Source organism: Planotetraspora kaengkrachanensis, from assembly GCF_016862895.1.
In the GTDB taxonomy this organism is placed as follows: Bacteria; Actinomycetota; Actinomycetes; order Streptosporangiales; family Streptosporangiaceae; genus Planotetraspora; species Planotetraspora kaengkrachanensis.
Genome location: NZ_BONV01000015.1, coordinates 96,189 through 121,285, shown reverse-complemented (window position 1 = coordinate 121,285; position 25,097 = coordinate 96,189). Strand labels below are relative to the sequence as shown.

Sequence of the window (25,097 nt, the reverse complement as noted above, 5' to 3'; positions counted from 1 at the left end):
ATGGACAACTGTGGAGCCGGCCATCCGTGCAAGCTAGCGGAAATCCGACATCAACGTCGACACGGCCGTCGGATGACGTTGATGTCGGAATCTCGCCAGACCTCGAGAGGCGGATCCCGCTGGAATGTTCGTATGTCCATTTCGCACACCCAGACCTCGACCTCGGCCGACCGCGCCCGGCTGTTCCGCGACCTGCACACGAGCGGACGCCCGCTCGTGCTGCCCAACGCGTGGGACGTGGCCGGCGCGCGCGTGGTGGAGGCCGCGGGCGCCGCGGCGATCGCCACGACCAGCGCGGGCGTCGCGTGGAGTCTCGGCGCCGCCGACGGCGACCGGCTCGACCGGGGCCTCGCCGTCGATCTCGTCGCCCGCGTGGCCGCCGCGGTGAGCGTTCCCGTGACCGCGGACATCGAGAGCGGTTATGCGGACGCGCCCGGCGGGGTCGCCGCGACGGTCCGGGACGTGGTCGCCGCCGGAGCCGTCGGGATCAACATCGAAGACGCCCGTCATTCCGGGCCGGGGAAGCTCCTCGCGGTGGGGGAGCAGGCGGAACGGATCGCGGCCGCCCGGGAGGCCGCCGCTCCGGCCGACCTGTTCATCAACGCGAGGATCGACACCTACCTGATGTCCGCCGGAGACCCCGGGACCCGGCTGGCGGACACCCTGGACCGCGCCGAGGCCTATGTCGCCGCCGGCGCGGACGGGATCTTCGTGCCCGGCGTCACCGACCCTGAGCTCGTCCTGGCCCTGGTGAAGGGGTCGGGTGCGCCGGTGAACGTGCTCGCCGGTCCGGGCGCGCCGACGGTCGCGGAACTGGCCGCGTCGGGGGTCGCGCGCGTCAGTCTCGGCTCGTCCATCGCCGAGGCCGCCTACGCCGTCGTCCGGCGCGTCGCCCGAGAGGTGCTCACCACCGGTACGTACGGAACTCTCGCCGAGGCGATCGCCTACGGTGAGCTCAACGACCTCCTGCGCGACTCGGGGGCGTGATCACGGCGCCGCTCGGGAGTAGCGCTCGCCGAGCCGCCGGATGTGCTCGACGAGTTCGGGCGGCTCCGTGACCTCGAAGTCGGCATCGAGCATGCCGAGATAGAGGGCGAGCATGTGCGGGGTGTCCGACCCGGCGGTGATCACGCAGGTGTGTTCGTCGACCGCCTCGACGGTGATGGCGGGCGGCAGCCGTCCGGCGATGACGCCGGCGGGCGCGTGCACGGTCACGCGGGCGCGGTACCTCCAGGTGGCCTGCCCCAACCCGGCCATGACGTACGTCTCGAGGTCGGGAAGCTCCCGCGGGGCGAAACGCGGGCCGGTGGGGGTCCTGGGCTCGATGCGGTCGGCCCGGAACGTCCGCCAGTCCCGCCGGGCGACGTCCCAGGCGACGAGGTACCAGCGGCCGCGGGCGTGCACGAGGCGGTGCGGCTCCACCTCACGCCTGCCTGCCGTACCGTCGTGGCCCGTGTAGTCGAACCGCAGCCGCTGACGGTCGCGTGCGGCCCCCGCGAGGACGGTCAGGACGGAGGCGTCGACAGTCGGGCCCGTTCCGGGGACGGCGACCGTCTGGCTCTGCATCGTGGTGACCCGGTCCCGCAGTCGTGCGGGCAGCACCTGCTCGAGCTTGGCCAGTGCGCGCAGCGAGGTCTCCTCGATCCCGGAGACGCTGCCGCCCGCCGCCGTCCTGAGCCCGACCGCGACCGCGACGGCCTCCTCGTCGTCGAGCAGCAGCGGTGGCAGACGGGCGCCTGCGCCGAGCCGGTAGCCGCCGGCGACCCCCGGGGTCGCGTGCACGGGATAGCCGAGGGAGCGCAGCCGCTCCACGTCGTTGCGGATGGTCCGGGTGGTCACGCCGAGCCGTTCGGCGAGTTGCGGCCCCGTCCAGTCGCGGGGGGTCTGCAGGAGCGACAGCAGACGAAGGAGACGTGCCGAGGTTTCCAGCATTTCTTCACCATCTCATCGAACGCGGAACGAAGCTTTCCGCATGCGGTGACAACGTCGCCGTCATGGAGAACACCGCAGACATCCGTCCGTTCCACATCGACATCCCGCAGGCCGACCTCGACGACCTGAACGACCGCCTGGGCCGTACACGGTGGCCCGGGGAGATCCCCGGCGCCGGCTGGACCCGCGGCGTCCCCCTGGAGTACCTGAAGGGGCTCGCCGCGTACTGGCGCGACGGGTACGACTGGCGCGAGCACGAGGCGGAGCTCAACAGGCTCCCGCAGTTCACGACGACGATCGACGGGCAGGACTTCCACTTCGTCCACGCACGCTCACCCGAGCCGGACGCCCTGCCGCTGATCCTCACGCACGGGTGGCCGGGGTCGTTCGCGGACTTCGCCAAGGTCGTCGGCCCGCTGTCCGACCCCCGGGCGTACGGCGGCGACCCCGCGGACGCCTTCCACGTGGTGGTCCCCTCGCTGCCGGGCTTCGGGTTCTCCAACCCGGTCCGCGAGCAGGGCTGGGGAAACATCTTCCGGGTCGCCGGCGCGTTCATCGAGCTGATGGACCGGCTCGGCTACGACCGGTTCGCCGCACAGGGCGGCGACATCGGGTCCGGGGTGTCGGGAATGCTCGCGATGCTCGCGCCCGATCGCGTCGCCGGCGTGCACATCAACGGACCGGGGCCGGTGCCGTTCGGGCCGCCGGTGCCGCTCGGCGGGCTCGGCGAGGCCGACCGCGTCCGCGCCGAACGGTTCAACGCGTTCCAGTCGGACGGCATGGGCTACCTGGAGATCCAGTCCACCCGGCCGCAGACCCTCGCCTACTCGCTCAACGACTCGCCGGCCGGCCAGCTGGCCTGGATCGCCGAGAAGTTCCGCGAGTGGACGGATCCGGCGGCCGAACTCCCGGAGGACGCCGTCGACCGGGACCACCTGCTGACCGGCGTGAGCCTGTACTGGTTCACGGGATCGGGCGCCTCCTCGGCCAACTTCGGCTACGAGGGGATGAAGGCCTTCAAGGAGATCGTCGCCCGGTCCGGCGGCGAGGGCGGGCACGGCCGGCTGAGCTCGTCCGGGCCGCTCGGCGTGGCGGTGTTCGCCGCCGACAACGGCATCCGGAGCCTGCTCGACCCGGACAACGAGATCGGTCACTGGTCGGAGTTCGGCACGGGTGGGCACTTCCCGGCCATGGAGACGCCTGACCTGCTGGTCGCCGACGTGCGGGAGTTCTTCCGCACACTGCGCTGAGCGGGGAATGCGACCTGTCGGCGGTGTGTTGCAGCGGCCATGGTTATTGGACTGATCGGCAGCGGGCACATCGGTGGCACGGTCGCGAAGCTGGCGCTCGACGCCGGCCACTCGGTGGTCGTGAGCAACTCCCGCGGTCCGGAGACCCTGTCGGAACTGGTCGAGCGACTCGGCCCCGGAGCTCGCGCGGCGACCGCGGCCGAGGCGGCGGCGGCCGGAGACATCGTCGTGGTGACGATCCCCTTCGGCCGCTACCGCGAGGTACCGGTCGAGCCGCTCGCCGGCAAGATCGTGATCGACACGAACAACTACTACCACGAGCGTGACGGGCGCTTCCCGGACATCGACTCGGGTGAGACGTCCGACAGCGAGACGCTGGCCGCCCACCTGCCGGCGTCCCAGGTGGTCAAGGCGTTCAACTCGATCCACTATGCCCAGTTGGGGGAAGAGGGCGTGTCGAGGGGTACGGAGGGCAGGCGCGCGCTGCCCATCGCGGGTGACGACGCGGAGGCCAAGAAGGTCGTCGCCGAGCTGATCGACTCCTTCGGCTTCGACGTGGTCGACGCCGGTCCGCTCGCCGAGGGCCGCAGGTTCCAGCGGGACAAGCCGGCCTACGGCCCGCGCTTCACGGCCGAGACGCTGAAGGAGGCTCTCGCCCAAGGCTGACGGCTCAGCCGCCCGGTCCGGCCTGAGCCGCTCAGTCGGACTCGAAGGCGAGGCGGTCGGCCAGCCAGCGGTGGAACTTGATCGCGAACCTGACCCAGTGGGCGATGACCGTGGTGAGATGCTCCCGGGTGACGCCCGCGCCGATGTACAGCTGCGCGTCGCCGATGACCCGGATCAGGCCGCTGTCCGGGGTGAACGCGTAGACCTTCGGCCACATGGTGTCGGCGTTCCACTCGTTCAGCGCCGTGAGCAGCATCGGCTTCTCGTCGACCGAGTAGTGCCGGTCGTAGAAGGTCCGGATCGTGAAAAGGTCTCCCTCCGAGCCGAACAGGAAGAAGACCGTCAGTTCCGAGGTCGAGATCGCGAGATCCCCCTCGGAGTCGACGGTGTGCTCGAGATCCAGCTCGTCGAGGATCTCGATGATGAGCTCCCGATCCGGCTGGACGACCGCTGGCGAAGGGGTCACATCCACCATCCTGCATCATGGCGCCGTTGATGAGCGGGCGGTCGCGTAAGCGGAGCGCGAGGAGGACCGCGAGCGGCGGTCCGGGCCCGCCGACCGGCTCCGGCCGTCGATCGGCTCCGGCCGCTGAGCGGTTCCGGCCGTCGTCCGGCCGGACGGCGAGGCGCACGATGGGAACATGCCGGTGTCAGCTGACGACCCAAGGGGTCGGGGAACTTCAGATCCGGTCGCGGGGCCCGGCCCGGCCGGCGGCTCCGAGCCCGGGACTCCCGCCGCGTCGCGGGTCCGGCGGGCCGTACCGGGCGATGTCCCCGCGTTGGTACGGCTCCGCGCGCTCATGCTCGGGGAGATGGGTCTCGACATCGGCGGCCGGGACGCCGCATGGCGTCACGGCGCCGTCTCCTGGTTCGAGGAGCGGCTGAAGGAGCCGTCGCGGTTCGCGGCGTTCGTGGCCGACGATCCCGAACTGGGCGTCGTGAGCTGTGCCGCGGGGATCTGCGAGGACCGTGCGCCCAGCCCGACGAACGCCGGTGGATGCCACGGCCACGTTTTCAACATCAGCACGGACGTGCGCGGCCGGCGACTGGGATACGCGAGGGCGTGCCTGGTCGCGCTGCTCGGCTGGTTCCGTGACGAGACGGAGGTCGGGGTGATCAGCCTCAACGCCACCCAGGACGGCATGAGCCTGTATCGGTCTCTCGGCTTCGAGTCTCCCGGGCATCCGCCGCTCCACTTGCGGATCGATCGTCGTCTCAGCTGATCCTCCGCACCAGGTCCGTGATCTCTTCGGCGAGGGCGGCGTCGACGGGCGCATGCCGGTTGAGCAGCCGGTACCACATCGCCCCGAAGATCATGTCGACGGTCAGGTCGAGGTCGGCGTGCGAGGAGAGGGCGCCCTCCAGCACCTTCCTCAGCGCGGCCCGCCGGGGGCCGATGAGCAGGGTACGCAACCGTTCCGCGAGATCGGGGTCGCTCTGCGCCTCGGCCATGAGCCCCACGACCACGCGTCCGGCGACTCCGTCCGTCAGGGCGAAGGTGTCCAGCAGGAAGGACCGCAGGTCGGGCGGCGACGGGGGGATGCGCGGCGCGACGATGGTGGTCATGGCCTCCAGGAGCACGTCGGCCTTGGTGTTCCACCACCGGTAGAGCGTCTGACGGCCGGTGCCCGCCTCCGCGGCGACGGCCTTGAGCGTCACGTTCGGATAGCCGTCGCGTTCACACAGCCGCAGGGCGGCCTCGAGGATGGCCCTGCGGGAAGCTTCGCTGCGCGGTCTGCCGACCATGCGGTCACTTTACAGGACACGGTGTCTCGTTTAGCCTTTACGAGGCATAATGTCTCGATTTAATCAGGGGAACGGCATGAGGACGATTCTCATCACCGGCGCAACGGACGGCCTGGGCCGTCACCTCGCCGGGCGCATCGCCTCCAGGGGCGACCGGGTGATCGTCCACGGACGGGACGCCGACCGGGTGCGACGGGTGCGCGAGGAGATCGGCGGCGCCACCGAGGGCGTGCTGGCGGACCTGGCGGACCTTCGCCAGGTCGACCGCATGGCCACCGAGGTCGAGGAGCGGTTCGACCGGCTGGACGTGCTCGTGAACAACGCGGGCATCGGCGGGGGAGTGCCCGGATCCGGCAGGGAGGAGAGCCGTGACGGCATCGAGCTCAGGTTCGCGGTGAACTATCTGGCCGGCTGTCACCTGGCCCGGCGGCTCGTCCCGCTGCTGGTCAGGTCGGCTCCCGCCCGGATCGTGAACGTGGCCTCGGCGGGTCAGCAGGCGATCGACTTCGGCGATCCCCTGCTCACGAAGGAGTACGGCAGGCAGCGGGCGTACTCGCAGAGCAAGCTGGCGCAGATCATGTTCACCGTCGACCTGGCGGCCGAACTGGCCGGTCAGGGGGTGTCCGTCACCGCCCTGCACCCGGCGACCTACATGGACACCACGATGGTCCGTGACTCGGGGGCCCCGATCCTCTCGCCGGTGAGTGAGGGGGGCGACGCGACCCTGCGCCTCATCGACGAGGACGTCCCGAGTGGCCGCTACTTCAACGGCACGCGCGAGGCCCGAGCGGACTCCCAGGCGTACGACGCCGAGGCCAGGGCCCGCCTGCGCGTGCTGAGCGACGATCTCATCCGCCGTGCGCTGGGTCAGACGACTCCCTGATCTCCGGACGTCCGGCGGGCGACGTGGTCGGGGACCGGGTGGCTCGCGTGCGGGTCGGTGACCGGTTCCCGCCACGAGGTCGACAGCGGCAGCACGCCCGCCCAGACGTCGTGCGGGTCGTCGGCGTCCTCCGGCGGGCCCTGCCGCACCTTGACCGAGGCCTCCTCCAGAGGGATCGCCAGCATGGTCGTGGCGGCCAGTTCCTTGCGGTTGGGCCGGCGCGCGTAGTCCCACTGGCCGGGGGCGACGTGCTCGGTCAGGCATTCGAGCGCGGCCAGTTTCTCCTCGCCCTCAAGCACGCGCGGAACGCCGTAGATCATGGCGCTGCGGTAGTTGACCCCGTGCTCGAACACCGAGCGGGCGAGCACGAGGCCGTCGACGTGGGTGATCGTCACGCACACGGTCGTCCCCGAGGTGAGGCTGCGGCTGGCGACCGATCCGTGCACGTAGATGTGGCCTGAGTCGAATCCGTAGACGGTCGGCACGACCATGGGGTCGCCGTCGACGACGATCCCCAGGTGGCAGATGAACCCGGCGTTCAGGACCGCGAAGAGATCGGCGCGGTCGGTGCGGCCCTGCTCCCGGAGCCGGCTGTGGCGGGTTCGGCTGGTAGCCGACAGATCACTCATAAGGTGACATCTAACCCAAGTGCGGAGCCGGCCGGAAGCCTCAGAGGCCTGCCGCCGGATCCGATCACGCCGCCGGGGTCGGACCCGAGGTGCGGGGGAGTCGGATGACGTTGCCTCCGGTGTAGGCCCGCAGGTCGACGACCTTGCGGCTGGGCCGGATGGGCCTGCGGCGCAGGAACGGACTGATGTCCCTGACCTTGGCGAGAGACGGCACCACCTTGAGCATGTAGACCCCCCGACCGTGATGATTCCGTTATCCGTCCCAGATAAATACAGGGGATCGCGTAAAGCAGGCGTAAAGAGATCAGTAAGGCAGGCGGCGGCCGGAGGGGGAGCGGAGATCGAGGTCGAAGAGGCCGGTGACGCGGCGGGTGCGGCGTGGCCGGGAGATCCTTATCCGTCTCATGATCCGTGCCTCCTTGCGACGATGGTGAGCAGACTATGCTCCCTCCCGCTTGCGGTCCCCTTGTTTTCCGCTTGCAGTGTCGATGGTGCGTACGGCGGCCTCCGCCGTACGCGGGCGCCGTTCGGTGCGGCTCGCCCCGGCCGGCCCGGGACGCGGCGGCGCGCATTATCTGCCTAATTATCCACTTAGCAGGAACTTTGTCCGTTTCGGGTGTCCGCCCGCCCGCGCCGATCAGACGATGCGATCCGGACACCGACGCCCCACCTGACGCCGCGCTCCGCCTTCGACCACGGCGTCAGGAAGCCCTCCAACCGCTGGGTGGCGCCCGGCGTGTCCATCGGCCCTCTCGTGCGGCTCGGACAGCACCATGACGACCGACCCGGTCCGCTGCGTGACGAGGCTGCGGGCGTTGCGGTTGACGACGTAGCCGCTCTCGGCGATCGCGCGGCGGCGTGGGCGCCGGGCTGACGCGGGATGAGCGACACCAGTGCCGCGGGTCACGGGAGCCGTACGCCCTCGGCATCCGGAGGCGTCAGCGGGTGAGGGGCGCCAGCTCTCGCCACTCACGGCGCGGGAACGTCCCGTCCGCACGCAGGACGTGGAGGGCGACGTGGTCGGCCCCCGCGTCGTGGTGTTCTCTCACGCGGCCGGCGATCGCCTCGACCTCCCCCCAGGCCACGACTCCGTCGATCAGGCGGTCGCTGCCGCCGTCGGCCAGATCCTCGTCGGCGAACCCTTGGCGCCGCAGACTTCTGGTGTAGTGACCCATGGTCAGGAACGGCCCCAGGAAGCCGCGCGCGGTGGCACGGGCCCTCTCGGGATCCCTGTCCAGCACGACGGCCTGGTAGGGGGCGAGCGTTGGCCCCCGCCCGAGCGACTCCCGCGTGGCCGCCGTGGACTCGGGCGTGACCATGAACGGGTGCACCCCCGAGGTGCGTCGCCCGCCCAGCCGTACGAGGTGCGGGCCCAGCGCGGCCAGGATGCGCTCGTCCGCGGGGAGGGGGACGTCCGCGTGGTCGAGGCGGTCGAGATACCCGTTCATGTCCGCCACCGGCCGGAACGGGCGGCCCGCTCCGGCCGCGGTGGCGGGGTCGCTCACCCCGAGGCCAGTGAGGATGCGTGCGCCGTACGACTCCCGGAGCGCGGCGTGCCCCCGGGCGATCTCCTCGGCGTCGTGCCGCCAGATGCTGATGACGCCGGCGGCCACCTTGGCCGTACGGGTGGCCCGCAGCAGCCTTTCCATGTCACCGAGGACGTCGCCGCCGCCCAGGCCGGGGATCCACAGTGTTCCCCAGCCGAGATCGTCGAGTTCGGCCGCGGCGTCCGTCGTCTCGCCCGGATCGCCGAGGCGGAGTTCCGTGCTCCAGATTCCCGTTCGTCCCAGGTCCATCGTTGACGCTCCTGTCCGTCTGTCGGCTCTGGTCTCAGATCTGGTTCAAGCCGCCGTCGACGTAGAGGTTGGAGCCGGTGACGAAGGTGCTCTGACCGGAGGCGAGGAACAGGACCGCGTCGGCGACCTCCTCCGGCCGGCCCATCCTGCCCATGGGCACCTGGCTCGCCATGTAGCCCTTGAGCTGCTCGGCCTGCTCCTCGTCGGGGGCCAGGCCGCTGAATCCGGGAGTGTCGACCGGCCCGGGTGTGATGGCGTTGACCCGGATGCCGCGGACCCGGAGTTCGTTGGCCCAGGTGCGGGCGAAGGAGCGGATGGCCGCCTTGGACGCCGCGTACACGCCGAAGGCCTCGTCGCCCGAGTCCGCGCTGCTGGAGGAGGTCAAGATGATCGACGCGCCGTCGTTGAGCAGTGGCAGCGCCTTCTGGACGGTGAAGAGTGTGCCCTTGACGTTGGTGTCGAAGGTCCGGTCGAAGTGCTCCTCGGTGACCTGCTCGAGCGGCGCGAAGGCGCCGCCTCCCGCGTTGGCGAACAGCACGTCCACTCCCTGTCCCCGCTGCTCGACCGCGGCGTAAAGGCGGTCGAGGTCAGCCAGGTCCGATACATCGCCCTGGACGCCGACGGCGTTGGGGCCGATCTTCCGTACCGCGTCGTCGAGTTCCGGCCTGCGCCTGCCGGCGACGAACACGAACGCGCCCTCCTGCGCCAGTCGCTGCGCCGCGGCGAGTCCGATGCCCGTGGTGCCCCCGGTGACGACGGCGGTCCTGCCTTCGAGCTGTCCCATAGTTCTAATCCTGTTCCTGCGAAAACTTCGGTACCGATCGGTACCGAAACCGACCATAGCACCGCCCGGCCGACTTGTGTACCGATCGGTTTGTGTTGGGTACCCTGAAGCGCATGAGCAGCACTGGACGGGCCGTGATCGGCCGGCCTCGCGGATTCGACGCCGATGCGGCGCTGGACCGGGCACTCGAGGTCTTCTGGCGTCAGGGCTACGAGGGCGCCTCGCTCAGTGACCTCACCGAGGCGATGGGAATCAACAAGACCAGCATGTACGCCGCCTTCGGCAACAAGCGTGACCTGTTCGGCAAGGTGCTCGCCCGCTACGCCGCGGTCGACATGGCCTACGCGCGCGACGCCCTGGCCGCGCCGACCGCCAGGAAGGTCGCCGAGACCTTCCTGCGGGAGAACGCGAAGGCCGTGACCATGCCGGGGCGGCCGCCGGGGTGTCTGTCCATTCAGGGCGGTCTGTCCTGCGGGCCCGACAACGCCGAGGTGACCGAGACCCTCGCCCAGGCGCGCAAGGGTGGGGAGGTCGCGATGCGCGACCGGTTCCGCCGCGCGATCGAGGACGGTGACCTGGCCCCCGAGAACGATCCCGACGACCTCGCCCGCTACGTCATGACCGTGTCGGAGGGCCTGGCCGTCCACGCCTCCGCCGGCGCCACCCGCGAGGAACTGGCCCGCGCCGTCGAAATCGCCCTCCGAGCCTTCCCCTGACCCCTCAGGCAACCCCTTAGGTGTGACCCTTGGGCGTGACCCTTAGGCGTGATTCTTGGGCGTGATTCTTGGGCGTGATCATGCACACATTCGGTGGCAGCCCACCTGACCTGCGCAGGCACCTTTCGTGATCATGCACAAATTCGGGGAAGTGTCCGCTTGCCTGCGGTAAGGCCTGCCGTGATCATGCACGGGTTCGCGCCACCGCCGTGTGACCTTGGCTGATCCAGTCCGTGATCATGCAGGTAGGTACCCCTTGCGTGCCGTACGGCAGGTATCGGTCGCGAACGCGATCATCGCGGCGAGCTGGCCCGTGCGATCGACGCGCATGATCACGAAAAGGGTCTGTGCAGGTCGGAGGTGATCCCGCCGAATCTGTGCATGATCACGGGAGGTGTCGGCGCAGGTCGCGCGGGATCGCGCAGAATGTGTGCATGATCACGAACTGTGAAGGGGTTGGTCGGAGGGTCTCCCCGCGAGGGTGTGCATGATCACGCGCGGTGTGGGGCTGGTCGGACGGCATCTCCGCGAATCTGTGCATGATCACGCGGAGGGGTTCGCGGAGGGGTTAGGGCTCGGGGGAGGCTTCCCATTCGTAGCAGGGGCGTAGGGCGTAGTGGTGGTAGATGATGATGCAGACCGCCAGGCGGGGGTCGCCCTCAGGTCCGTCGTCCTCGTCCGCCTGTTCCAGGCCGTCCGCCCGCTCCCAGTCGGCCAGGCCGATGCCGGGGGAGTCCGCGCCGTCCAGGACGTCCTCGTCCTCGAGGTCGGTCAGGTCGTCAGGGTCGACGACGCCGTCGAGGTCGGGGTCCTCCAGGAGGTCCGCCGCGCTCACGATCTGCCCGGCCGGTCCACAGATGCAGTCCGGCGTGCCCTCATGGCTGATGACGTCGTCGAGCGGCATCACGTGAACGAACCTGTTCATGCCACCTCCTGCCCCCTACTTGCCGGTTACATTACCCAAAACCGGCATAAAGCGGAACAAAAGGGTGAAAGTCGCCCTAAGGTATCTATTTCGATCTTCCGGGCGTCAAGCGGAGCCTGCCCAAGGAGCTCTACCTCGGCGGGATCGTCGACTTCTGTAATCGGGTGGATTTCGGCGAGAAGCTCTGGAACAGCCTTCTCATCAGCGGCGTGGTCGCGGTCGCCGCCGTGGGGCTGTCCTCGCCGTGATCCTGATCTTCACCGTCATCGGGCGCCAGGTCCGTGATGAAAGTCCTGGTCAGCCCGTTGTTATGCGCGGTCCATCGCGGTTCGCAGGTCTGGCCCGAGGGGTATGCCGGAGTCGGAATATCGGCTGACCGGGGGTGGACCATGGCGACCTGCGAGGTCTGCGGCAACGATTACGACATGGCATTCGAGGTGCACGCTCAGGGAGTGGTGCACGTCTTCGACAGTTTCGAGTGCGCGATCACCCGAATGGCGCCCGTGTGCGAGCACTGCTCGTGCCGCATCGTCGGGCACGGCGTGGCCATGGACGGGCGGTGGTTCTGCTGCGCCCACTGTGCGCGTAAGGAGGGCGCGAAGACCATCGCCGACCGTGAGACCGCCCCCGGCGGGCGGCGGTAGTCCGGGTCAGGACTCGAAGGCGATCAACCTGATGATCACATAGCCCTCGCCGTCGGGGACGGGAGGGAACGTGGTGCCGGGCACGGCGTCGAACACGCCGGGACGCTCTGCCCGGGTCACCACGCCGAACATGTCGCCGGGCAGGGTCATGCCGAACACGTGCGCCCGCTTGGCCGCCGCGTAGAAGCTGCCGCCCGCCTCCAGGTCGGCCGCGACCGCGGCCGCGGCCCGGTGGTCGACCAGCCGCAGGTACGCGACGCGTGCCTTGTCCGGCTTCACCGCCTGCGCGCTGAGATAGTCCTCGATCTCCCAGATGAGGAGCTCACTGAGATACCGCGAAGTGTCCTTCCACATACTTGGCAGGGTGGCTCGCCCCGGTTGCGTCTGAGTTGCACTCGGATTGCTTCGCCTGCTCGCGGGTGATCAAGGGGCTCCGTTCTGCGGCGACGGGCTCGGCTGTGGCGGCCCGAGGACGGAGCGGACGGCGTCGGCGGACCGGCCGATGACGGCGGGCCCGTCGTCGGCCGTGATGATGGGGCGCTGAATCAGGATCGGGTGGGCGGCCAGCGCCTGGATCCACCGATCGCGGTCCGCGGGGTCGCGCGGCCAGCCGGCGATGCCGAGGCGGTCCGCCTCCCTCTCACCGGTCCGGGTGATGTCCCACGGCTCGAGGCCGAGCCTGGCCAGGACGTCACGTAGCTCGTCTTCTGTGGGCGGCTCGTCCAGATAGCGCCGGACGGTGTACTCCGCGCCCTCGGCGTCCAGGAGGGACAGGGCGGAACGGCACTTCGAGCAGTCGGGGTTGATCCAGATCTCCATGGGCTGCCTGTCGCCTCCGTCAACGGCCGGTGGGATGGGCGAGGGCGAAGAACTCGCTGCGCGAACGAGCGTCGTCGCGGAGCACGCCCAGGAGGGCCGAGGTGACCGTGTGCGATCCGGGGGCGCGGACGCCGCGCAGTGTCATGCAACTGTGGTCGGCCTCGACCACCACACCGACTCCCTTGGGGTGGAGTCGGGCCTGCAACCAGTCGGCGACCTGTTTGGTGAGGCGTTCCTGCACCTGCGGACGGCAGGCGAAATGCTCCACGATCCGGGCGAGTTTCGACAGGCCGACGATGCGCCGCCCGGGCAGGTACCCCACGTGGGCGACGCCGGAGAAGGGAAGCATGTGGTGCTCGCACACGGACCGGACGGGGATGGCGCGGACGAGGACGAGCTCGTCGTACCCCTCGTCGTTGGGGAAGGTGGTGAGGTCGAAGGGGCGCGGGCTGAACAGTTCGGCGTAGGCGTGGGCCATCCGGCGAGGCGTGTCCCGCAGGCTTTCCGCGTCGACGGCGATGCCGAGGGCGCTGAGGAACTGTGCGGCGGCGCGTTCGGCCGCCGCGACGTCCACGTGGTCGTGACGCGGCGGGCGCCCGTGGGCCCCCGGGACCATCGTCACCGGCCGTTCTGCCTGGTGTGCCGGACTGGACATGGCCACCTCCTATTTCGGAAGCAAGTGTTAGCCATATCGGAGAGGAACGTCAACAAGCTGGACAATCAAGCTATTTAGCCAACAAGTTTTGGTGTTATTGTGGTCAGGTGACCATGGAGGACCCCACGCTCGCGGCCGCCGCGGTGCTCAGCGACGATCTGCGCCGCAGCATGTACGGCTACATCCGGCGGTCGGACGGCCCGGTCACCCGGGACGAGGCCGCCGACAGCGTCGGGATCTCGCGCAAGCTGGCGGCCTTCCATCTGGACAAGCTGGTCGCCGCGGGACTGCTGCGGGCCGGGTACGGGCGGCCGCGAGAGACGGGCCGGGTCGGCCGCGCGCCGAAGGTGTACGAGCCGGCCGATCTGGACGTCCAGGTCAGCATCCCCCGGCGTGAACACGGCCTGCTCGCAGGCATCCTGCTCGACGCCGTACGGACTCAGGGACCGGGGGAGAGCGGACGGGACGCCGCACTGCGCGTGGCGGCCGAGCGTGGTCACGAGTTGGGCGACGCCGAGCGGAAGCGGATGCGGCCGGGGCGCCTGGGGGCCGAACGGGCTCTGACCTGCGTCGGCGAGATACTCGAACGCCATGGATTCGAGCCCGCACGCGCCACGCCGACGCTGGTCCGGCTGCGGAACTGCCCCTTCCATCCGCTGGCCGCCAAGGATCCCGATCTGGTCTGCGGGATCAACCACGCCTTCCTGGCCGGGTTCCTCGGCGGACTCGGCGCCACCACTCTCAACGCCACCCTGGCGCCCCGGCCGGGAGCCTGCTGCGTCGAGTTCGGCGCAGCCATCCCGCCCGCGTCCGCCACGAGGTCGACTGGAGCATGACGTCATGTCCACACCCCCCACGTTCGTGATCGCAGGCGGCGGGCTCGCCGCGGCCAAGGCCGCCGAGGCGTTGCGGGAACAGGATTTCGACGGCCGGGTCGTGCTCATCGGCGACGAGCCGCATCCGCCGTACGAGCGGCCGCCACTGTCCAAGGACTACCTGCAGGGGAAGTCGGAGCGGGGGAAGATCTTCGTCCACGACGCCGGCTGGTACGGGGAGCACGACGTCGATCTCCGCTCGGGAGTCGCGGTGACCGGAGTGGACCCCGGCTCGCACCAGGTCACGCTGTCCGACGGGGAGCGGCTCGGCTATGACAGGCTGCTGCTGGCCACGGGTGCCGCGCCCCGCCGCCTGGCCGTTCCGGGGGCGGACCTGGACGGCGTGCTGCACCTGCGCACCGTGGACGACAGCGAGCGCATCCGGGACGCTCTGGCAAAGGTCTCCCGGATCGCGATCGTCGGCGCGGGGTGGATCGGTCTGGAGGTCGCCGCCGCCGCCCGCGCCGCCGGGGTCCGGGTGAGCGTCCTGGAGATCGAGCCGCAGCCGCTCCTGCGCGTACTCGGCTCCCGGATCGCCTCCGTGTTCGCCGACCTGCATCGCGGTCACGACGTGGATCTGCGGCTGGGAGTGCGAGTCGCGGAAATCACCGGACAGGACGGTCAGGTCCGAGGGGTGCGGCTGGCGGACGGCGACCGTCTCGACGTGGACGCGGTCGTCGTCGGCATCGGTGCGGTCCCCAACACCGGCCTCGCCTGGTCCGCCGGGCTGGCCGTCGACGACGGCGTTCGGGTCGGCGCCGACCTGCGCACGTCGGATCCTGACATCTTCGCGGCCGGTGACGTCGCGAGCGCCTACCACCCGCTGCTCGGCGCCCACATCCGTGTCGAGCACTGGGCCAACGCCCTCAACCAGCCCGTGGTCGCCGCGGGCGCCATGCTCGGCCGGGACGTCGCCTACGACCGGCTGCCCTACTTCTACACCGACCAGTACGACCTGGGCATGGAGTACAGCGGCCACGCGTCGCCCGGCCACGTGGACGACGTCGTGGTGCGAGGCGACCTCGCGTCGCGTGAGTTCATCGCGTTCTGGATCGCGGACGGCAGAGTGACGGCCGGCATGAACGTCAACGTCTGGGGTGTCGCCGACCAGATCCAGACACTGATCCGCTCGGGCGCCCGCGTCGACAGAGACAGGCTCGCCGACACGGGCGTGCCGCTGTCCCAGGTGGCCGCCGACTGACCCGGGCGACCGGCTCGCGTCGCTCTGTCGTCCGGCGCCGTGTGAACTCTGCGCGAACCGCGGATCAACATGTCCGGTCGGGCCAGGTGAAACGAACGGAAGTCTTTCCGGCGCCACCTGGGAGCCTCAAACTAACGATGTGACCGACTTTGACGTACTTGTCCTTGGCTCCGGACCGGGTGGGCAGAAGGCGGCGATCGCCGCGGCGAAGCTGGAACGACGGGTCGCCATCGTCGAACGCCGCGACATGATCGGCGGCGTCTGCATCAACACCGGGACCATTCCCTCCAAGACGCTCCGCGAGGCGGTGCTGTACCTGACCGGCCTGACCCAGAGGGACATGTACGGCCAGAGCTACCGGCTGAAGGAGGACATCACCGTCACCGACCTGACCGTGCGGACGCGGCACGTCGTGGGACGTGAGGTCGACGTGATCCGCAATCAGTTGGCCCGCAACCGCGTGACGGTCCTGAGCGGCTCGGGCCACTTCGTGGACCCGCACACCGTGGCCGTCGTCGACGAGCGCGGCAACGAGATCAAGGTCACCGCCGACAAGATCATCGTCGCCACCGGCACGAGACCCGCGCGGCCCGCCAGCGTGCAGTTCGACGACCAGACGATCATCGACTCCGACGGCATCCTGCAGATGGACCAGGTGCCCGACTCCATGGTGGTCGTCGGCGCCGGGGTCATCGGCATCGAGTACGCCTCGATGTTCGCCGCCCTCGGCACGAAGGTCACCGTGGTGGAGCGGCGCGACCGGATGCTGGACTTCTGCGACCTCGAGGTGGTCGAGGCGCTCAAATATCACCTGCGCGACCTCGCGGTGACGTTCCGGTTCGGCGAGACGGTCGCCGCGGTCGAGAAGCACCCGCGCGGAGCCCTCACCATCCTGGAGAGCGGCAAGAAGATCCCCGCGTCCACGGTCATGTACTCCGCCGGCCGGCAGGGGATGACCGAGAACCTCGCCCTGACGGCCGCGGGGCTGACTGCCGACGACAGGGGCAGGATCGCGGTCGACGAGTTCTACCGGACCTCCGTCCCGCACATCTACGCAGTCGGAGACGTCATCGGGTTCCCCTCACTCGCCGCGACCTCGATGGAGCAGGGCAGGCTGGCCGCCTATCACGCCTGCGACGAGCCGGTCAGCGGGCTGAACGGGCTCCAGCCGATCGGGATCTACACCATCCCGGAGATCAGCTTCATCGGGAAGACCGAGGACGAGCTGACCGACTCGCTCATCCCGTTCGAGGTGGGCGTCTCCCGCTATCGCGAGCTCGCCCGCGGCCAGATCATCGGCGACACCTACGGCATGCTGAAGCTGCTGGTCTCCCCCGAGGACCGGACGCTGCTCGGAGTGCACGTCTTCGGCACGGGGGCGACCGAGCTCATCCACATCGGCCAGGCGGTGATGGGCTGCGGCGGCACCATCGACTATCTGGTGGACGCGGTCTTCAACTACCCGACGCTGGCCGAGTCGTACAAGGTGGCCGCCCTCGACGCCGTCAACAAGCTCAGGAGGGTGGCCCGGATCACCGACTGACCAGGTCCCGCGTGCTCCGGCCGCGAGCGGCCACTCCCGCCCCGCGTTCCCGTTGACATCGCCTCGGTGGTTACCACGTCCACCTCGGGCCGTGGCTGCTCGGACCCGCCATGCGCACTCGTGCGGGCGCACGGTCACCGGCCGCAGGTCAGACCGTACGGCGTCTCCGGTGCGACGGGCGCACGGATGGAGCGGTCCTTCTTGGGTCTTGACCGGAAGCCAATGAACCGGCAGCCTTCCGGATAAGTCCGGAATTATCCCATCGGAAACGTCATTCGATTCCTTTTCGAAGCGCTTCGAATCCGGTGCCTCGGTGAACCGAACACGGCAGGTCGAACGCACGGTGGCGCCTCAGGATGCGTTCTTCCGTCCGGCGATCGAAGCGCTTCGGCAGGAAGGTCGGATCCTCATGAACGAACCGGTCACCGCCTCGGGTCCGGCGGCCGGCTGCGAGGCCCGTGACGCCCCCTCGTTCAGGGACGCCGCGCCGCCCGTCTACGGCGACGTGATCGGAGCGGTCACGGTGCCGCCCACGCCGAACAGGCACGATTTCGCCGGGCTCGCCACCCCTCTGGCGGGAGCGGCCGGAGTGCGCGATCTTCATGTGGTGTTCGAGGACGAGCGGCTTGCGGTGAGCGCGCCGGAGTCGCGCCCGTGAGCTCTCCAAGAACGGCGACCATCGCGGACGTGGCCAGGCACGCCGGAGTCGCGGTCAGCACGGTGTCGTACGTGCTGAGCGGCAAGCGGGCCATCTCGGCGACCACCCGGCAGCGGGTGCTCGACAGCGTCCGGGCGCTCGGGTACCACCCGAACGCCGGAGCCCGGGCGCTCGCCAGCAAGCGCGCCAAAGTGATCGCGCTCGTGCTGCCGTTGCGCGCGGGCATGAACCTGCCGGTGCTGATGCAGTTGGCCACCTCGGTCGTGACCACCGCGCGGCAGTACGACCACGACGTGCTGCTGATGACGGCGGACGAGGGTCCCGACGGATTGCGCAGGGTCGCGGCCAGCGCCCTGGTCGACGGCCTCCTGCTGATGGACGTGGAGATCCACGATCCGCGCGTGCCGCTGCTGCGCCGTCTCGGCGAACCCAGCGTGCTGATCGGCTTCCCCGCGGACAGGGAAGGGCTGACCTGCGTCGACCTCGACTTCGCCCGCGCCGGGGCGCTGTGCGCCGAGCACCTCGCGGGGCTCGGCCACCGGGAGATCGCGCTGCTCGGGGCCCCGGGCGTGGTCTACGAGCGCGGCACCGGCTTCGCCGAGCGCACCCTGGCGGGCTTCGTCGAGGCGGCGGACAGGCACGGCGTGCGGGCGGTCACCCGGCCGTGCGAGGAGTCGTTCGACGAGGTCTGCTCGGCCGTACGCGACCTGATGGACGAGCACCCGGGCGTGTCCGGCCTGGTGGTGCACAACGAGGCCGCGGCCGGGCACGTGCTGGGGGCGCTGCGGGTCCTCGGCAGGAGGGTGCCCGAGGACGTGTCGGTCGTGGCGATCTGCCCCGACGACGTCGCCGAGCGCGCCAGCCCGGCGCTGACCTCAGTGCTGGTCCCCGCCGAAGACGTCGGCCGGCAGGCCGTCAGACTACTCATGGCCAAACTGGACGACCGTCCCGTACCGCAGTCGACCCTTCTCGAACCCCGCCTGACCATACGTGAGAGCACTCAATGACGATTTTTCCTGACGGCTTCCTCTGGGGAGCGGCCACCGCCTCGTACCAGATCGAGGGAGCCGTCGACGCCGACGGCCGCGTGCCCTCGATCTGGGACACCTTCTCCCACACGCCCGGCAAGGTCCGCGACGGGCACACCGGCGACGTGGCGTGCGACCACTACCACCGGTACCTCGAAGACGTCGAGACGATGTCGTGGCTCGGACTGGGGGCCTACCGCTTCTCCGTCGCCTGGCCGCGCCTGGCCGACCTCGGCTTCTACGACCGGCTCGTGGACGCGCTGCTCGACAGGGGCATCGCGCCGGTGGCCACCCTCTACCACTGGGACCTGCCGCAGAGCCTGCAGGACAAGGGCGGCTGGACCGACCGGGACACGGCCTACCGGTTCGCCGACTACGCGACGCGCGTCCACGACCTGCTGGGCGACCGCGTCCGGACGTGGACCACGCTGAACGAACCGTGGGTCTCCGCCTTCGTGGGCCACGGTTCCGGCCGGCACGCGCCGGGCGTCGCCGACCCCGCCGCGGCCTTCACCGCCGCGCACAACCTCATGCTTGCGCACGGTCTCGGCGTCCAGGCGCTCCGCGCGGCGGGGGCCGAGTCGATCTCGCTGACGCTGAACCTGACGCCCATCCTCGGCGACCCGGAGCCGGCCCGCCTCGTCGACGGCCTCGCGAACCGGATCTTCCTCGACCCGGTGCTGCGCGGCGCCTACCCGGACGACGTCCTTGAGCACCTGTCGCGCTACACCGAGGTGAACCTGGACGACCTGGCGACCATCGCCCAGCCGATCGACGTTCTCGGCGTGAACTACTACACGGTCAACCGCGTGGTCGCCGACCCCACGGCCGAGGGGTCGCTCGAGCACCCAGGCACAGCGGGCATCGCGTGGGACAAGCCCCACGGCGAGCTCACCGAGATGGGCTGGGAGGTCATCCCGGCCGGACTCGAGGACCTGCTCGTACGGCTCTCGCAGGACTACCCCGGCGTCCCGCTGATGATCACGGAGAACGGCGTCGCCGTGCCGGACGGCGTGGCGGACCCCGGCCGGGTCGACTACCTCGACGGGCACCTGCGCGCCGTGCACGCCGCCATCGGCAGGGGTGCGGACGTGCGCGGCTACTTCGTGTGGTCGCTGCTCGACAACTTCGAGTGGGCCCGGGGCTACGACATGAGGTTCGGCCTGGTCCGGGTCGACTACGACACCCTGGAGCGCACCCCCAGGGACAGCGCTCACTGGTACCGCGACGTGATCGCGCGAGGCGGCCTGCCGTCCTGAGCCTTGATCGGCGGCCGCCGCCCCTGGCCGACCCTGCCGCGGAGATCAGCGATGGCGGAGGGCGGCGACGCCGTCTCCCTGCAACTCGTCGCAGTACGCCGTGCGTCCGGTCATCGCCATGATCAGGGCCACCGTGGGGCCGGACACGAGTGGCCCGGATCCGGTGGTGAACGGACCGTCGGTGGCGGCGAGTCGCAGGCCGGCGATTCGCCCCTTGGCGAGGACGACGAGGTCGGAGCCCTGGTAGTACTCGGCTGCTCGCGTCAATGTGCCGATCGGGTAGTCACGGTGGATGCCCAGCGGGCGCCGGATGTCTTCTCCATGCACGATCGTCTCGCCGAGCATCGCCAGAGTCGGCAGGGGCGGTTTGGTGGTGCTGGTGAGGATGCCGCGGAATCTCTCGAGCGTCTCGGCCTCGGTCGAGCCGAGCTGCTCGGCCAGCCGCATGGCCACCTGCCTGTCGAAGTCGAATCGGCAGCGGATCACGCCCGCCAGCCAGCGCACCGGGGTGAGGCCGGCCGAGGCGGTCAGGTGGGCGAGCACTTCGCGTACCGTCAGCCCGGTGCACAGCGACGGTGTCGCCCATTCCTCGTCGGTCAGGTTCACGAGGTCGGCCGCCAGGGCGGCGCGTTCGGCGTGGATGAGAGACCATGTCTCGGTCCGGCGCCCGAGATCTGAGGTCGCTCGCGTCTTGGGCATGTCGTGGACTCCTGTCGATGGTGGTAAGTCGTAGTGGTGACTCCCGCCGCACGGCAGAATCGTCGCTCGTGGGGGAAGTCTTTTCCGGACCGTCCGCGGGCTCCGTGGTGAGCGCCGCCGAGCACGCCGACCTGGCCCGGGCGCGTGCGGGAGACGACGCGGCGTTCACCCGCCTGATCCAGCCGTTGCGGCGGGAGCTGCACGCGCACTGCTATCGCATGCTCGGCTCCACCCATGACGCAGACGACGCGCTACAGGACGCGCTGCTGCGGGCGTGGCGAGGGCTTGCGCGTTTCGAGGGACGCAGCTCACTGCGCTCGTGGTTGTACGTCGTGGCGACCCGCATCTGCCTGGACATCGTCGACACCCGCGCCAAGCGTGCGATGCCCGTCGACCTCGGCCCGTCCAGTGAGCGCGCCGTACTCGACTCAGCACCACTGACCGACGTCGCCTGGCTGGGGCCCTACCCCGACGCCGGGCTCGGTGACGGTCCCGCCACGCCTGCCGCGCGCTACGAGCAGCGGGAAGCCGTCGAGCTCGCCTTCGTCGCCGCCCTGCAACACCTGCGCGGCAACCAGCGGGCGGCACTGCTGCTGTTCGACGTCCTCGGCTTCTCCGCGTCCGAGATCGCAAGCATGATGGACACCTCGGCCACCTCGGTGAACTCCGCCCTGGCCCGAGCCCGCAAGATCGTTGCGGAGAAGGTTCCCGGTTCCGCTCAGCAGCAGGCGCTGCGCCGAATGGGCGACGGCCGGGTGCGGGAGATCGTCACCAGGTTCGCCACGGCTCTGGAACGAGGCGACGCCGACGCCCTGGTCGCGCTGCTGACCGAGGACGTCACCTGGTCGATGCCGCCGCTGCCGCACTGGTACCGCGGCCTCGCGGCCGTCACCGACTTCGCCGTCCAGGTCCCGCTGACCCGTTGCCCCAGCTGGCGTCACCGCCTCACCGGCGCGAACGGCCAGCCGGCCGTCGCGTGCTATCTGGGAGAAAGCCCCACCGGCGTTCACCACGCCTGGTCGATCAACGTGCTGACTCTGCGCGACTACCACATCGCCGAGATCACGTCGTTCCTCGGCTCCGAGCACTTCGCGCCCTTCGGACTGCCCCTCTCAGTGCCGTGAGCCGGGGCTCGCGCCGGATCTACAGGGCGCGCTCTGCCGACAGCGTCACGACGAGGAGCGCGACCAGGGCTCCGAGGTGCGCTGCCGACGACCACAGGCCGATGGGGAAGCTCGCCGCGGCCAGCAGCGCGGCGAGCGGTCGCGCCGCCCCGCGGCCGAGCCCGAGCTGGCGGCGGAACCACACGTCACCGATCATGAACAGGGCCACGCCCGCCGCCAGCGCCACGGCCGGACCGAGGCCGAGATGGTCGTGCCCGATGGCCTTCTTGATCCCGGCGGCCGTGGCCACGACGCCGAGCAGCAGGGGGATGTGCGCGTAGAAGTAGGCCCCGAGGATGCGCCGGGTGCGGCTCACGACCTCCAGGCGGAGCAACGCCCGGACGGGTGCCTCCTCGTCCCCGCCGAAGTACACCCACCACAGTGCGGCCGTGAGCGCCAGCCCGAGCAACGCGGAGACGACCAGCCCCGCGGACGGGTGGGCGCCGCTGGCGCCGATGCCGATCGCGACGATCGACTCGCCGAGCACGATGATGACGAGCAGCCCGTGCCGCTCGACGATGTGCGCCGGGTGGAGGGCGAAGCCGCGCTGGCCGATGAAGTAGGGGCTGGTCCACACCAGGACGAGCGCGGCCGCCCAGAGCACGTAGTTCCACGGAGCGGCCGCGAACGCCGCGCCGAAGATGAGCGCGGTCGCCCCGAGATTGAACGGCAGCAGCCGGAACACGCTGCTGGACGCCTGCAGGTAGAGGCCGCCGTGGACGAGCACGATGACGAGGTAGCCGATCGCGAACGACAGGCCGCCGCCGTCGAAGGCGCTCGGAATCGCCAGGGCCATGATCAGGAAACCGGCCATCCCGCAGACGACCAGCACCCGCCGCGCCGGCCGTTCCGGCGGGACGGCGTTCGTCAGCCAGGCGTAGCCGGCGTACATCCACCACAGGACGCCGAAGATGAGCAACGTCTGGACGACGCCCTGCCCGGCGAAGTGGTGCGCGCCGGGCGCCCGTTCCGTGAAGTCGCCGACGACCAGCGTGGTCAGCTGCGTGACCGTGAAGACGAAGACGAGGTCGAAGAAGAGCTCGATCGTCGAGACGCGGAGCTCGTTCTCGGGGGAGGTGGGCTCCACCCTTTCGCTGAACCAGGTGGGCAGATGCATGCCGACATTGTGCCGGTGTCCTGATTACAACATTGCACCGCTTACATCACGGCTGATCGAGAACCTCGTCACGCAACTGGGGGAAGACCTTGGAGACCTTGCCGAGCAGGTAGTCGCCGTACGTGCCGGTGAAGGCCCGCAGGTCCTGCCCGTCCCAGCGGGGGCGGCCGCCGCCGCGCCGCGGCAGCGAGGGCAGCGGCGGCACCTCGCAGTCCCATCCGGGGTCGAAGAAGAACGGGAACGACAGGCGGTCGCGGCCGCTGACGTTGCGCACGCGGTGAGGCGTCGACCGGTAGTGGCCGCCGGTCAGCCGGTCGAGCATGTCGCCGATGTTGCAGACGAACGTGCCGGGAACGGGCGGGGCCTCGATCCAGCCCCGCGACGTGTGGACCTGGAGCCCGCCGTTGTCGTCCTGGAGCAGCAGTGTCAGCAGCCCGTAGTCGGTGTGCTCGCCGACCCCCCATTCGTCGGAATCCGGCGGCGCCGGCGGGTAGTGGAACATCCGGAACAGCACGGTCGGCGCCGCGGTGTAGCCGGAGGAGAAGTAGTCCTCGTCGAGCCCGAGGCTCAGGGCGATCCCGCGCATGACCGCCTGGCCCACGTCGGTGAGCACGTCGAGGTAGCGCAGCACCACGTCCCGCATCTCCGGCATCGCGGCCGGGAAGAGGTTGCGGCCGTACAAAGGCCGCTGCCGGTCGTCGAGCGCCTCGGCGCCGAAGTAGACGCCCTCCTTGAGGTCGGGACGGCCGGAGGTGAGCTCGCCGCCGACGGGGAAGAAGCCGCGCCAGGCCCGGCCGCCCCTGTTCATGGAGATCTCCATCTTGCGCTCGAGGGGGAGCGCGAAGAAACGCCGTGCGGCGCCGTCCAGACCGGCCACGAGTTCCGGCGGCACGCCGTGCCCGCTGATGTAGAAGAACCCGCTGTCCCTGCAGGCCGCCTCGATCTGACGGGCGGCCTCCGCACGGTCCTCGGACGAGCCGGGGCCGACGAGGGAGCTCACGTTGATGATCGGCAAGGGTCCCGATGCGCTCGACATTCTCCTATCCCAACACATAGTCCGAAAACCGCTCGAAATCAGGTGTCATAGGGGATTACGCTCCTTACCGGCACTAGATCGTTCCGCGAGCGGAGGACTGCACGCATGCGCCGGTGGGTTCCCTCCTTCATCCTGCTGGCCGCCATCTGGGGCAACAGCTTCTTCTTCATCAAGGTGGCGGTGGGCAGCCTCCATCCGCTTCAGATCTCCTTCGGCCGGATGGCGATCGCGACGGTGACCCTGCTGGTCGCGCTGTACGCCGGTGGGCGGCGCCTGCCGAGGGATCCCCGGCTGTGGGGGCACTTCGCCCTCGCCTCGACCGTGCTCACCACTTTGCCGTTCACGCTCTTCGGGTACGGCGAGCAGCACGTGTCCTCGGTGGTCGCCTCCATCTGGAACGCCACGACGCCGCTGTGCACGCTCGTGTTCGCCCTGCTGCTCCGCAGCGAGCGGGCGACCGCCGCCAAGATCACCGGCCTCGGCGTCGGCTTCGCCGGCGTGATGGTGGTCCTGGGGGTCTGGGAGCCCGTCTCCGGCGGCGAGCTGAGCGGCAGCCTCGCCTGCTTCGCCGCCGCCGCCTGCTACGGCGTCGGCGGGGCCTACCTGGGCCGCTTCATCACCCATCGTGGTGAGGAGCCGATCGTCCTCGCCACCTCCCAGCTCGTCGCCGGGACCGTCCAGCTGGCCGTCATCACGCCTCTCGCGGGCGTCCCGCTCGTCGATCTCGACGTGCCTGCCCAGGTGTGGGGCAGCCTGCTCGCCCTCGGCGCGCTCGGCACTGGAATCGCGTACCTGCTCCTCTACCGCGTCCAGCGCATCGCGGGGGTCACGACCACCTCGACGGTGACGTATCTCCTGCCGGTGTTCGCCACCGTCTCCGGAGTCGCGATCCTCGACGAGCGGCTCACCTGGCACCAGCCCGTCGGCGCGCTCGTCGTGCTGGCCGGGATCGCGGTGATCCAGGGCGCCGTCCCGTTCCGCCGGGCCCGGCGCCCGGTCGCCGCGGCGGCCGCTGAATAGCGACGAGCCCCGGCGCGGCCGGCTCCCGGCGCCGAAGCGATGGCCGTCCCCTA

The 25,097-nt window shown here is 70.1% G+C and carries 29 protein-coding genes; 15 read left to right on the top strand and 14 right to left on the bottom strand.

Annotated features, from left to right (window positions below):
• The first annotated feature begins 132 nt into the window (after window positions 1–132).
• Window positions 133–987 (top strand): isocitrate lyase/PEP mutase family protein, encoded by an 855-nt coding sequence (locus Pka01_RS18720; RefSeq protein ID WP_203884083.1) that lies wholly within the window; start codon window positions 133–135, stop codon window positions 985–987.
• On the opposite strand, the gene Pka01_RS18715 is transcribed toward Pka01_RS18720, so the two are convergent.
• Entirely contained in the window at window positions 988–1,932 is a 945-nt protein-coding gene (locus Pka01_RS18715; RefSeq protein WP_203884082.1) for a helix-turn-helix transcriptional regulator, read from the bottom strand.
• 62 nt (window positions 1,933–1,994) lie between these two features.
• On the opposite strand from Pka01_RS18715, the gene Pka01_RS18710 reads away from it, so the two are divergent.
• A complete protein-coding gene (locus Pka01_RS18710) occupies window positions 1,995–3,182 on the top strand; it encodes an epoxide hydrolase family protein (protein WP_203884081.1) in 1,188 nt (395 codons plus the stop codon).
• 39 nt (window positions 3,183–3,221) lie between these two features.
• Window positions 3,222–3,848 (top strand): NADPH-dependent F420 reductase, encoded by a 627-nt coding sequence (locus Pka01_RS18705; protein ID WP_203884080.1) that lies wholly within the window; start codon window positions 3,222–3,224, stop codon window positions 3,846–3,848.
• 31 nt (window positions 3,849–3,879) lie between these two features.
• On the opposite strand, the gene Pka01_RS18700 is transcribed toward Pka01_RS18705, so the two are convergent.
• The gene (locus tag Pka01_RS18700; RefSeq protein ID WP_203884079.1) at window positions 3,880–4,314 is read right to left on the bottom strand and encodes a YbjN domain-containing protein; all 435 of its coding nucleotides are present in this window, start codon (window positions 4,312–4,314) and stop codon (window positions 3,880–3,882) included.
• Window positions 4,315–4,489: 175 nt separating this feature from the next.
• Between Pka01_RS18700 and Pka01_RS18695 the strand changes: the two genes are divergently transcribed.
• Window positions 4,490–5,071, top strand: coding sequence for a GNAT family N-acetyltransferase (locus Pka01_RS18695; protein WP_203884078.1), 582 nt, complete (start codon window positions 4,490–4,492; stop codon window positions 5,069–5,071).
• Here the strand turns inward: Pka01_RS18695 and Pka01_RS18690 are convergent.
• Entirely contained in the window at window positions 5,064–5,594 is a 531-nt protein-coding gene (locus Pka01_RS18690; protein ID WP_203884077.1) for a TetR/AcrR family transcriptional regulator, read from the bottom strand. The two genes, Pka01_RS18695 and Pka01_RS18690, sit on opposite strands and share 8 nt — an antisense overlap.
• A gap of 76 nt (window positions 5,595–5,670) precedes the next feature.
• On the opposite strand from Pka01_RS18690, the gene Pka01_RS18685 reads away from it, so the two are divergent.
• Window positions 5,671–6,477: an SDR family NAD(P)-dependent oxidoreductase gene (locus Pka01_RS18685; protein WP_203884076.1), complete on the top strand. Its 807-nt coding sequence runs from the start codon at window positions 5,671–5,673 to the stop codon at window positions 6,475–6,477.
• On the opposite strand, the gene Pka01_RS18680 is transcribed toward Pka01_RS18685, so the two are convergent.
• From Pka01_RS18680 to Pka01_RS18665, 4 genes are all read right to left on the bottom strand, one after another.
• Entirely contained in the window at window positions 6,462–7,106 is a 645-nt protein-coding gene (locus Pka01_RS18680) for a pyridoxamine 5'-phosphate oxidase family protein (protein ID WP_203884075.1), read from the bottom strand. The genes Pka01_RS18685 and Pka01_RS18680 overlap by 16 nt on opposite strands.
• A gap of 64 nt (window positions 7,107–7,170) precedes the next feature.
• Window positions 7,171–7,332 (bottom strand): hypothetical protein, encoded by a 162-nt coding sequence (locus Pka01_RS18675; RefSeq protein WP_203884074.1) that lies wholly within the window; start codon window positions 7,330–7,332, stop codon window positions 7,171–7,173.
• 712 nt (window positions 7,333–8,044) lie between these two features.
• Entirely contained in the window at window positions 8,045–8,902 is an 858-nt protein-coding gene (locus tag Pka01_RS18670; RefSeq protein ID WP_203884073.1) for a TIGR03620 family F420-dependent LLM class oxidoreductase, read from the bottom strand.
• 34 nt (window positions 8,903–8,936) lie between these two features.
• Window positions 8,937–9,686 carry an SDR family NAD(P)-dependent oxidoreductase gene (locus Pka01_RS18665; protein ID WP_203884072.1) on the bottom strand — a complete coding sequence of 250 codons (750 nt, stop codon included), beginning with the start codon at window positions 9,684–9,686 and terminating at the stop codon, window positions 8,937–8,939.
• A gap of 113 nt (window positions 9,687–9,799) precedes the next feature.
• Here Pka01_RS18665 and Pka01_RS18660 point away from each other — a divergent pair, with 113 nt between their 5' ends.
• Entirely contained in the window at window positions 9,800–10,402 is a 603-nt protein-coding gene (locus Pka01_RS18660; RefSeq protein ID WP_203884071.1) for a TetR/AcrR family transcriptional regulator, read from the top strand.
• A 568-nt stretch (window positions 10,403–10,970) separates the two neighbouring features.
• Here Pka01_RS18660 and Pka01_RS18655 read toward each other — a convergent pair.
• Window positions 10,971–11,327 (bottom strand): hypothetical protein, encoded by a 357-nt coding sequence (locus tag Pka01_RS18655; RefSeq protein ID WP_203884070.1) that lies wholly within the window; start codon window positions 11,325–11,327, stop codon window positions 10,971–10,973.
• Window positions 11,328–11,716: 389 nt separating this feature from the next.
• Here Pka01_RS18655 and Pka01_RS18650 point away from each other — a divergent pair, with 389 nt between their 5' ends.
• Complete coding sequence (locus Pka01_RS18650; protein ID WP_203884069.1) at window positions 11,717–11,971, top strand: metallothionein; 255 nt, start codon at window positions 11,717–11,719, stop codon at window positions 11,969–11,971.
• Window positions 11,972–11,977: 6 nt separating this feature from the next.
• Here the strand turns inward: Pka01_RS18650 and Pka01_RS18645 are convergent, their stop codons facing one another.
• The 3 genes from Pka01_RS18645 to folE all read right to left on the bottom strand — a co-directional run bounded on the left by Pka01_RS18645 (window position 11,978) and on the right by folE (window position 13,445).
• Entirely contained in the window at window positions 11,978–12,325 is a 348-nt protein-coding gene (locus Pka01_RS18645; RefSeq protein ID WP_203884068.1) for a hypothetical protein, read from the bottom strand.
• A 69-nt stretch (window positions 12,326–12,394) separates the two neighbouring features.
• Window positions 12,395–12,790 (bottom strand): arsenate reductase family protein, encoded by a 396-nt coding sequence (locus tag Pka01_RS18640; protein ID WP_203884067.1) that lies wholly within the window; start codon window positions 12,788–12,790, stop codon window positions 12,395–12,397.
• 19 nt (window positions 12,791–12,809) lie between these two features.
• Window positions 12,810–13,445: a GTP cyclohydrolase I FolE gene (gene folE, locus Pka01_RS18635; RefSeq protein ID WP_425571060.1), complete on the bottom strand. Its 636-nt coding sequence runs from the start codon at window positions 13,443–13,445 to the stop codon at window positions 12,810–12,812.
• 113 nt (window positions 13,446–13,558) lie between these two features.
• On the opposite strand from folE, the gene Pka01_RS18630 reads away from it, so the two are divergent.
• The 6 genes from Pka01_RS18630 (at window position 13,559) to Pka01_RS18605 (ending at window position 20,009) form a co-directional block, all read left to right on the top strand.
• Window positions 13,559–14,281, top strand: a complete 723-nt coding sequence (locus Pka01_RS18630) for a helix-turn-helix transcriptional regulator (protein ID WP_345338311.1) — start codon at window positions 13,559–13,561, stop codon at window positions 14,279–14,281.
• Between the two features lie 4 nt (window positions 14,282–14,285).
• Window positions 14,286–15,521 carry an NAD(P)/FAD-dependent oxidoreductase gene (locus tag Pka01_RS18625; protein ID WP_203884065.1) on the top strand — a complete coding sequence of 412 codons (1,236 nt, stop codon included), beginning with the start codon at window positions 14,286–14,288 and terminating at the stop codon, window positions 15,519–15,521.
• Window positions 15,522–15,660: 139 nt separating this feature from the next.
• Complete coding sequence (gene sthA / locus Pka01_RS18620; protein ID WP_203884064.1) at window positions 15,661–17,064, top strand: Si-specific NAD(P)(+) transhydrogenase; 1,404 nt, start codon at window positions 15,661–15,663, stop codon at window positions 17,062–17,064.
• A 409-nt stretch (window positions 17,065–17,473) separates the two neighbouring features.
• On the top strand, window positions 17,474–17,722 hold the full coding sequence (locus Pka01_RS18615; RefSeq protein WP_203884063.1) for a carbohydrate-binding protein: 249 nt from the start codon (window positions 17,474–17,476) through the stop codon (window positions 17,720–17,722).
• A complete protein-coding gene (locus Pka01_RS18610) occupies window positions 17,719–18,729 on the top strand; it encodes a LacI family DNA-binding transcriptional regulator (RefSeq protein WP_203884062.1) in 1,011 nt (336 codons plus the stop codon). The genes Pka01_RS18615 and Pka01_RS18610 overlap by 4 nt, the downstream gene beginning before the upstream one ends.
• On the top strand, window positions 18,726–20,009 hold the full coding sequence (locus Pka01_RS18605; protein ID WP_203884061.1) for a GH1 family beta-glucosidase: 1,284 nt from the start codon (window positions 18,726–18,728) through the stop codon (window positions 20,007–20,009). Before Pka01_RS18610 ends, Pka01_RS18605 begins: the two co-directional genes overlap by 4 nt.
• A 45-nt stretch (window positions 20,010–20,054) precedes the next feature.
• Here the strand turns inward: Pka01_RS18605 and Pka01_RS18600 are convergent, their stop codons facing one another.
• Window positions 20,055–20,708: a maleylpyruvate isomerase family mycothiol-dependent enzyme gene (locus Pka01_RS18600; protein WP_203884060.1), complete on the bottom strand. Its 654-nt coding sequence runs from the start codon at window positions 20,706–20,708 to the stop codon at window positions 20,055–20,057.
• Window positions 20,709–20,776: 68 nt separating this feature from the next.
• Here Pka01_RS18600 and Pka01_RS18595 point away from each other — a divergent pair, with 68 nt between their 5' ends.
• Window positions 20,777–21,832, top strand: coding sequence for a sigma-70 family RNA polymerase sigma factor (locus Pka01_RS18595; protein ID WP_239115103.1), 1,056 nt, complete (start codon window positions 20,777–20,779; stop codon window positions 21,830–21,832).
• Between the two features lie 19 nt (window positions 21,833–21,851).
• Here Pka01_RS18595 and Pka01_RS18590 read toward each other — a convergent pair whose 3' ends face one another.
• Complete coding sequence (locus Pka01_RS18590) at window positions 21,852–22,988, bottom strand: low temperature requirement protein A (protein WP_203884058.1); 1,137 nt, start codon at window positions 22,986–22,988, stop codon at window positions 21,852–21,854.
• A gap of 46 nt (window positions 22,989–23,034) precedes the next feature.
• Window positions 23,035–24,024 (bottom strand): isopenicillin N synthase family dioxygenase, encoded by a 990-nt coding sequence (locus Pka01_RS18585; protein ID WP_275414478.1) that lies wholly within the window; start codon window positions 24,022–24,024, stop codon window positions 23,035–23,037.
• 105 nt (window positions 24,025–24,129) lie between these two features.
• Between Pka01_RS18585 and Pka01_RS18580 the strand changes: the two genes are divergently transcribed.
• Window positions 24,130–25,044 (top strand): DMT family transporter, encoded by a 915-nt coding sequence (locus Pka01_RS18580; RefSeq protein ID WP_203884056.1) that lies wholly within the window; start codon window positions 24,130–24,132, stop codon window positions 25,042–25,044.
• The last annotated feature ends 53 nt before the right edge of the window (window positions 25,045–25,097 follow it).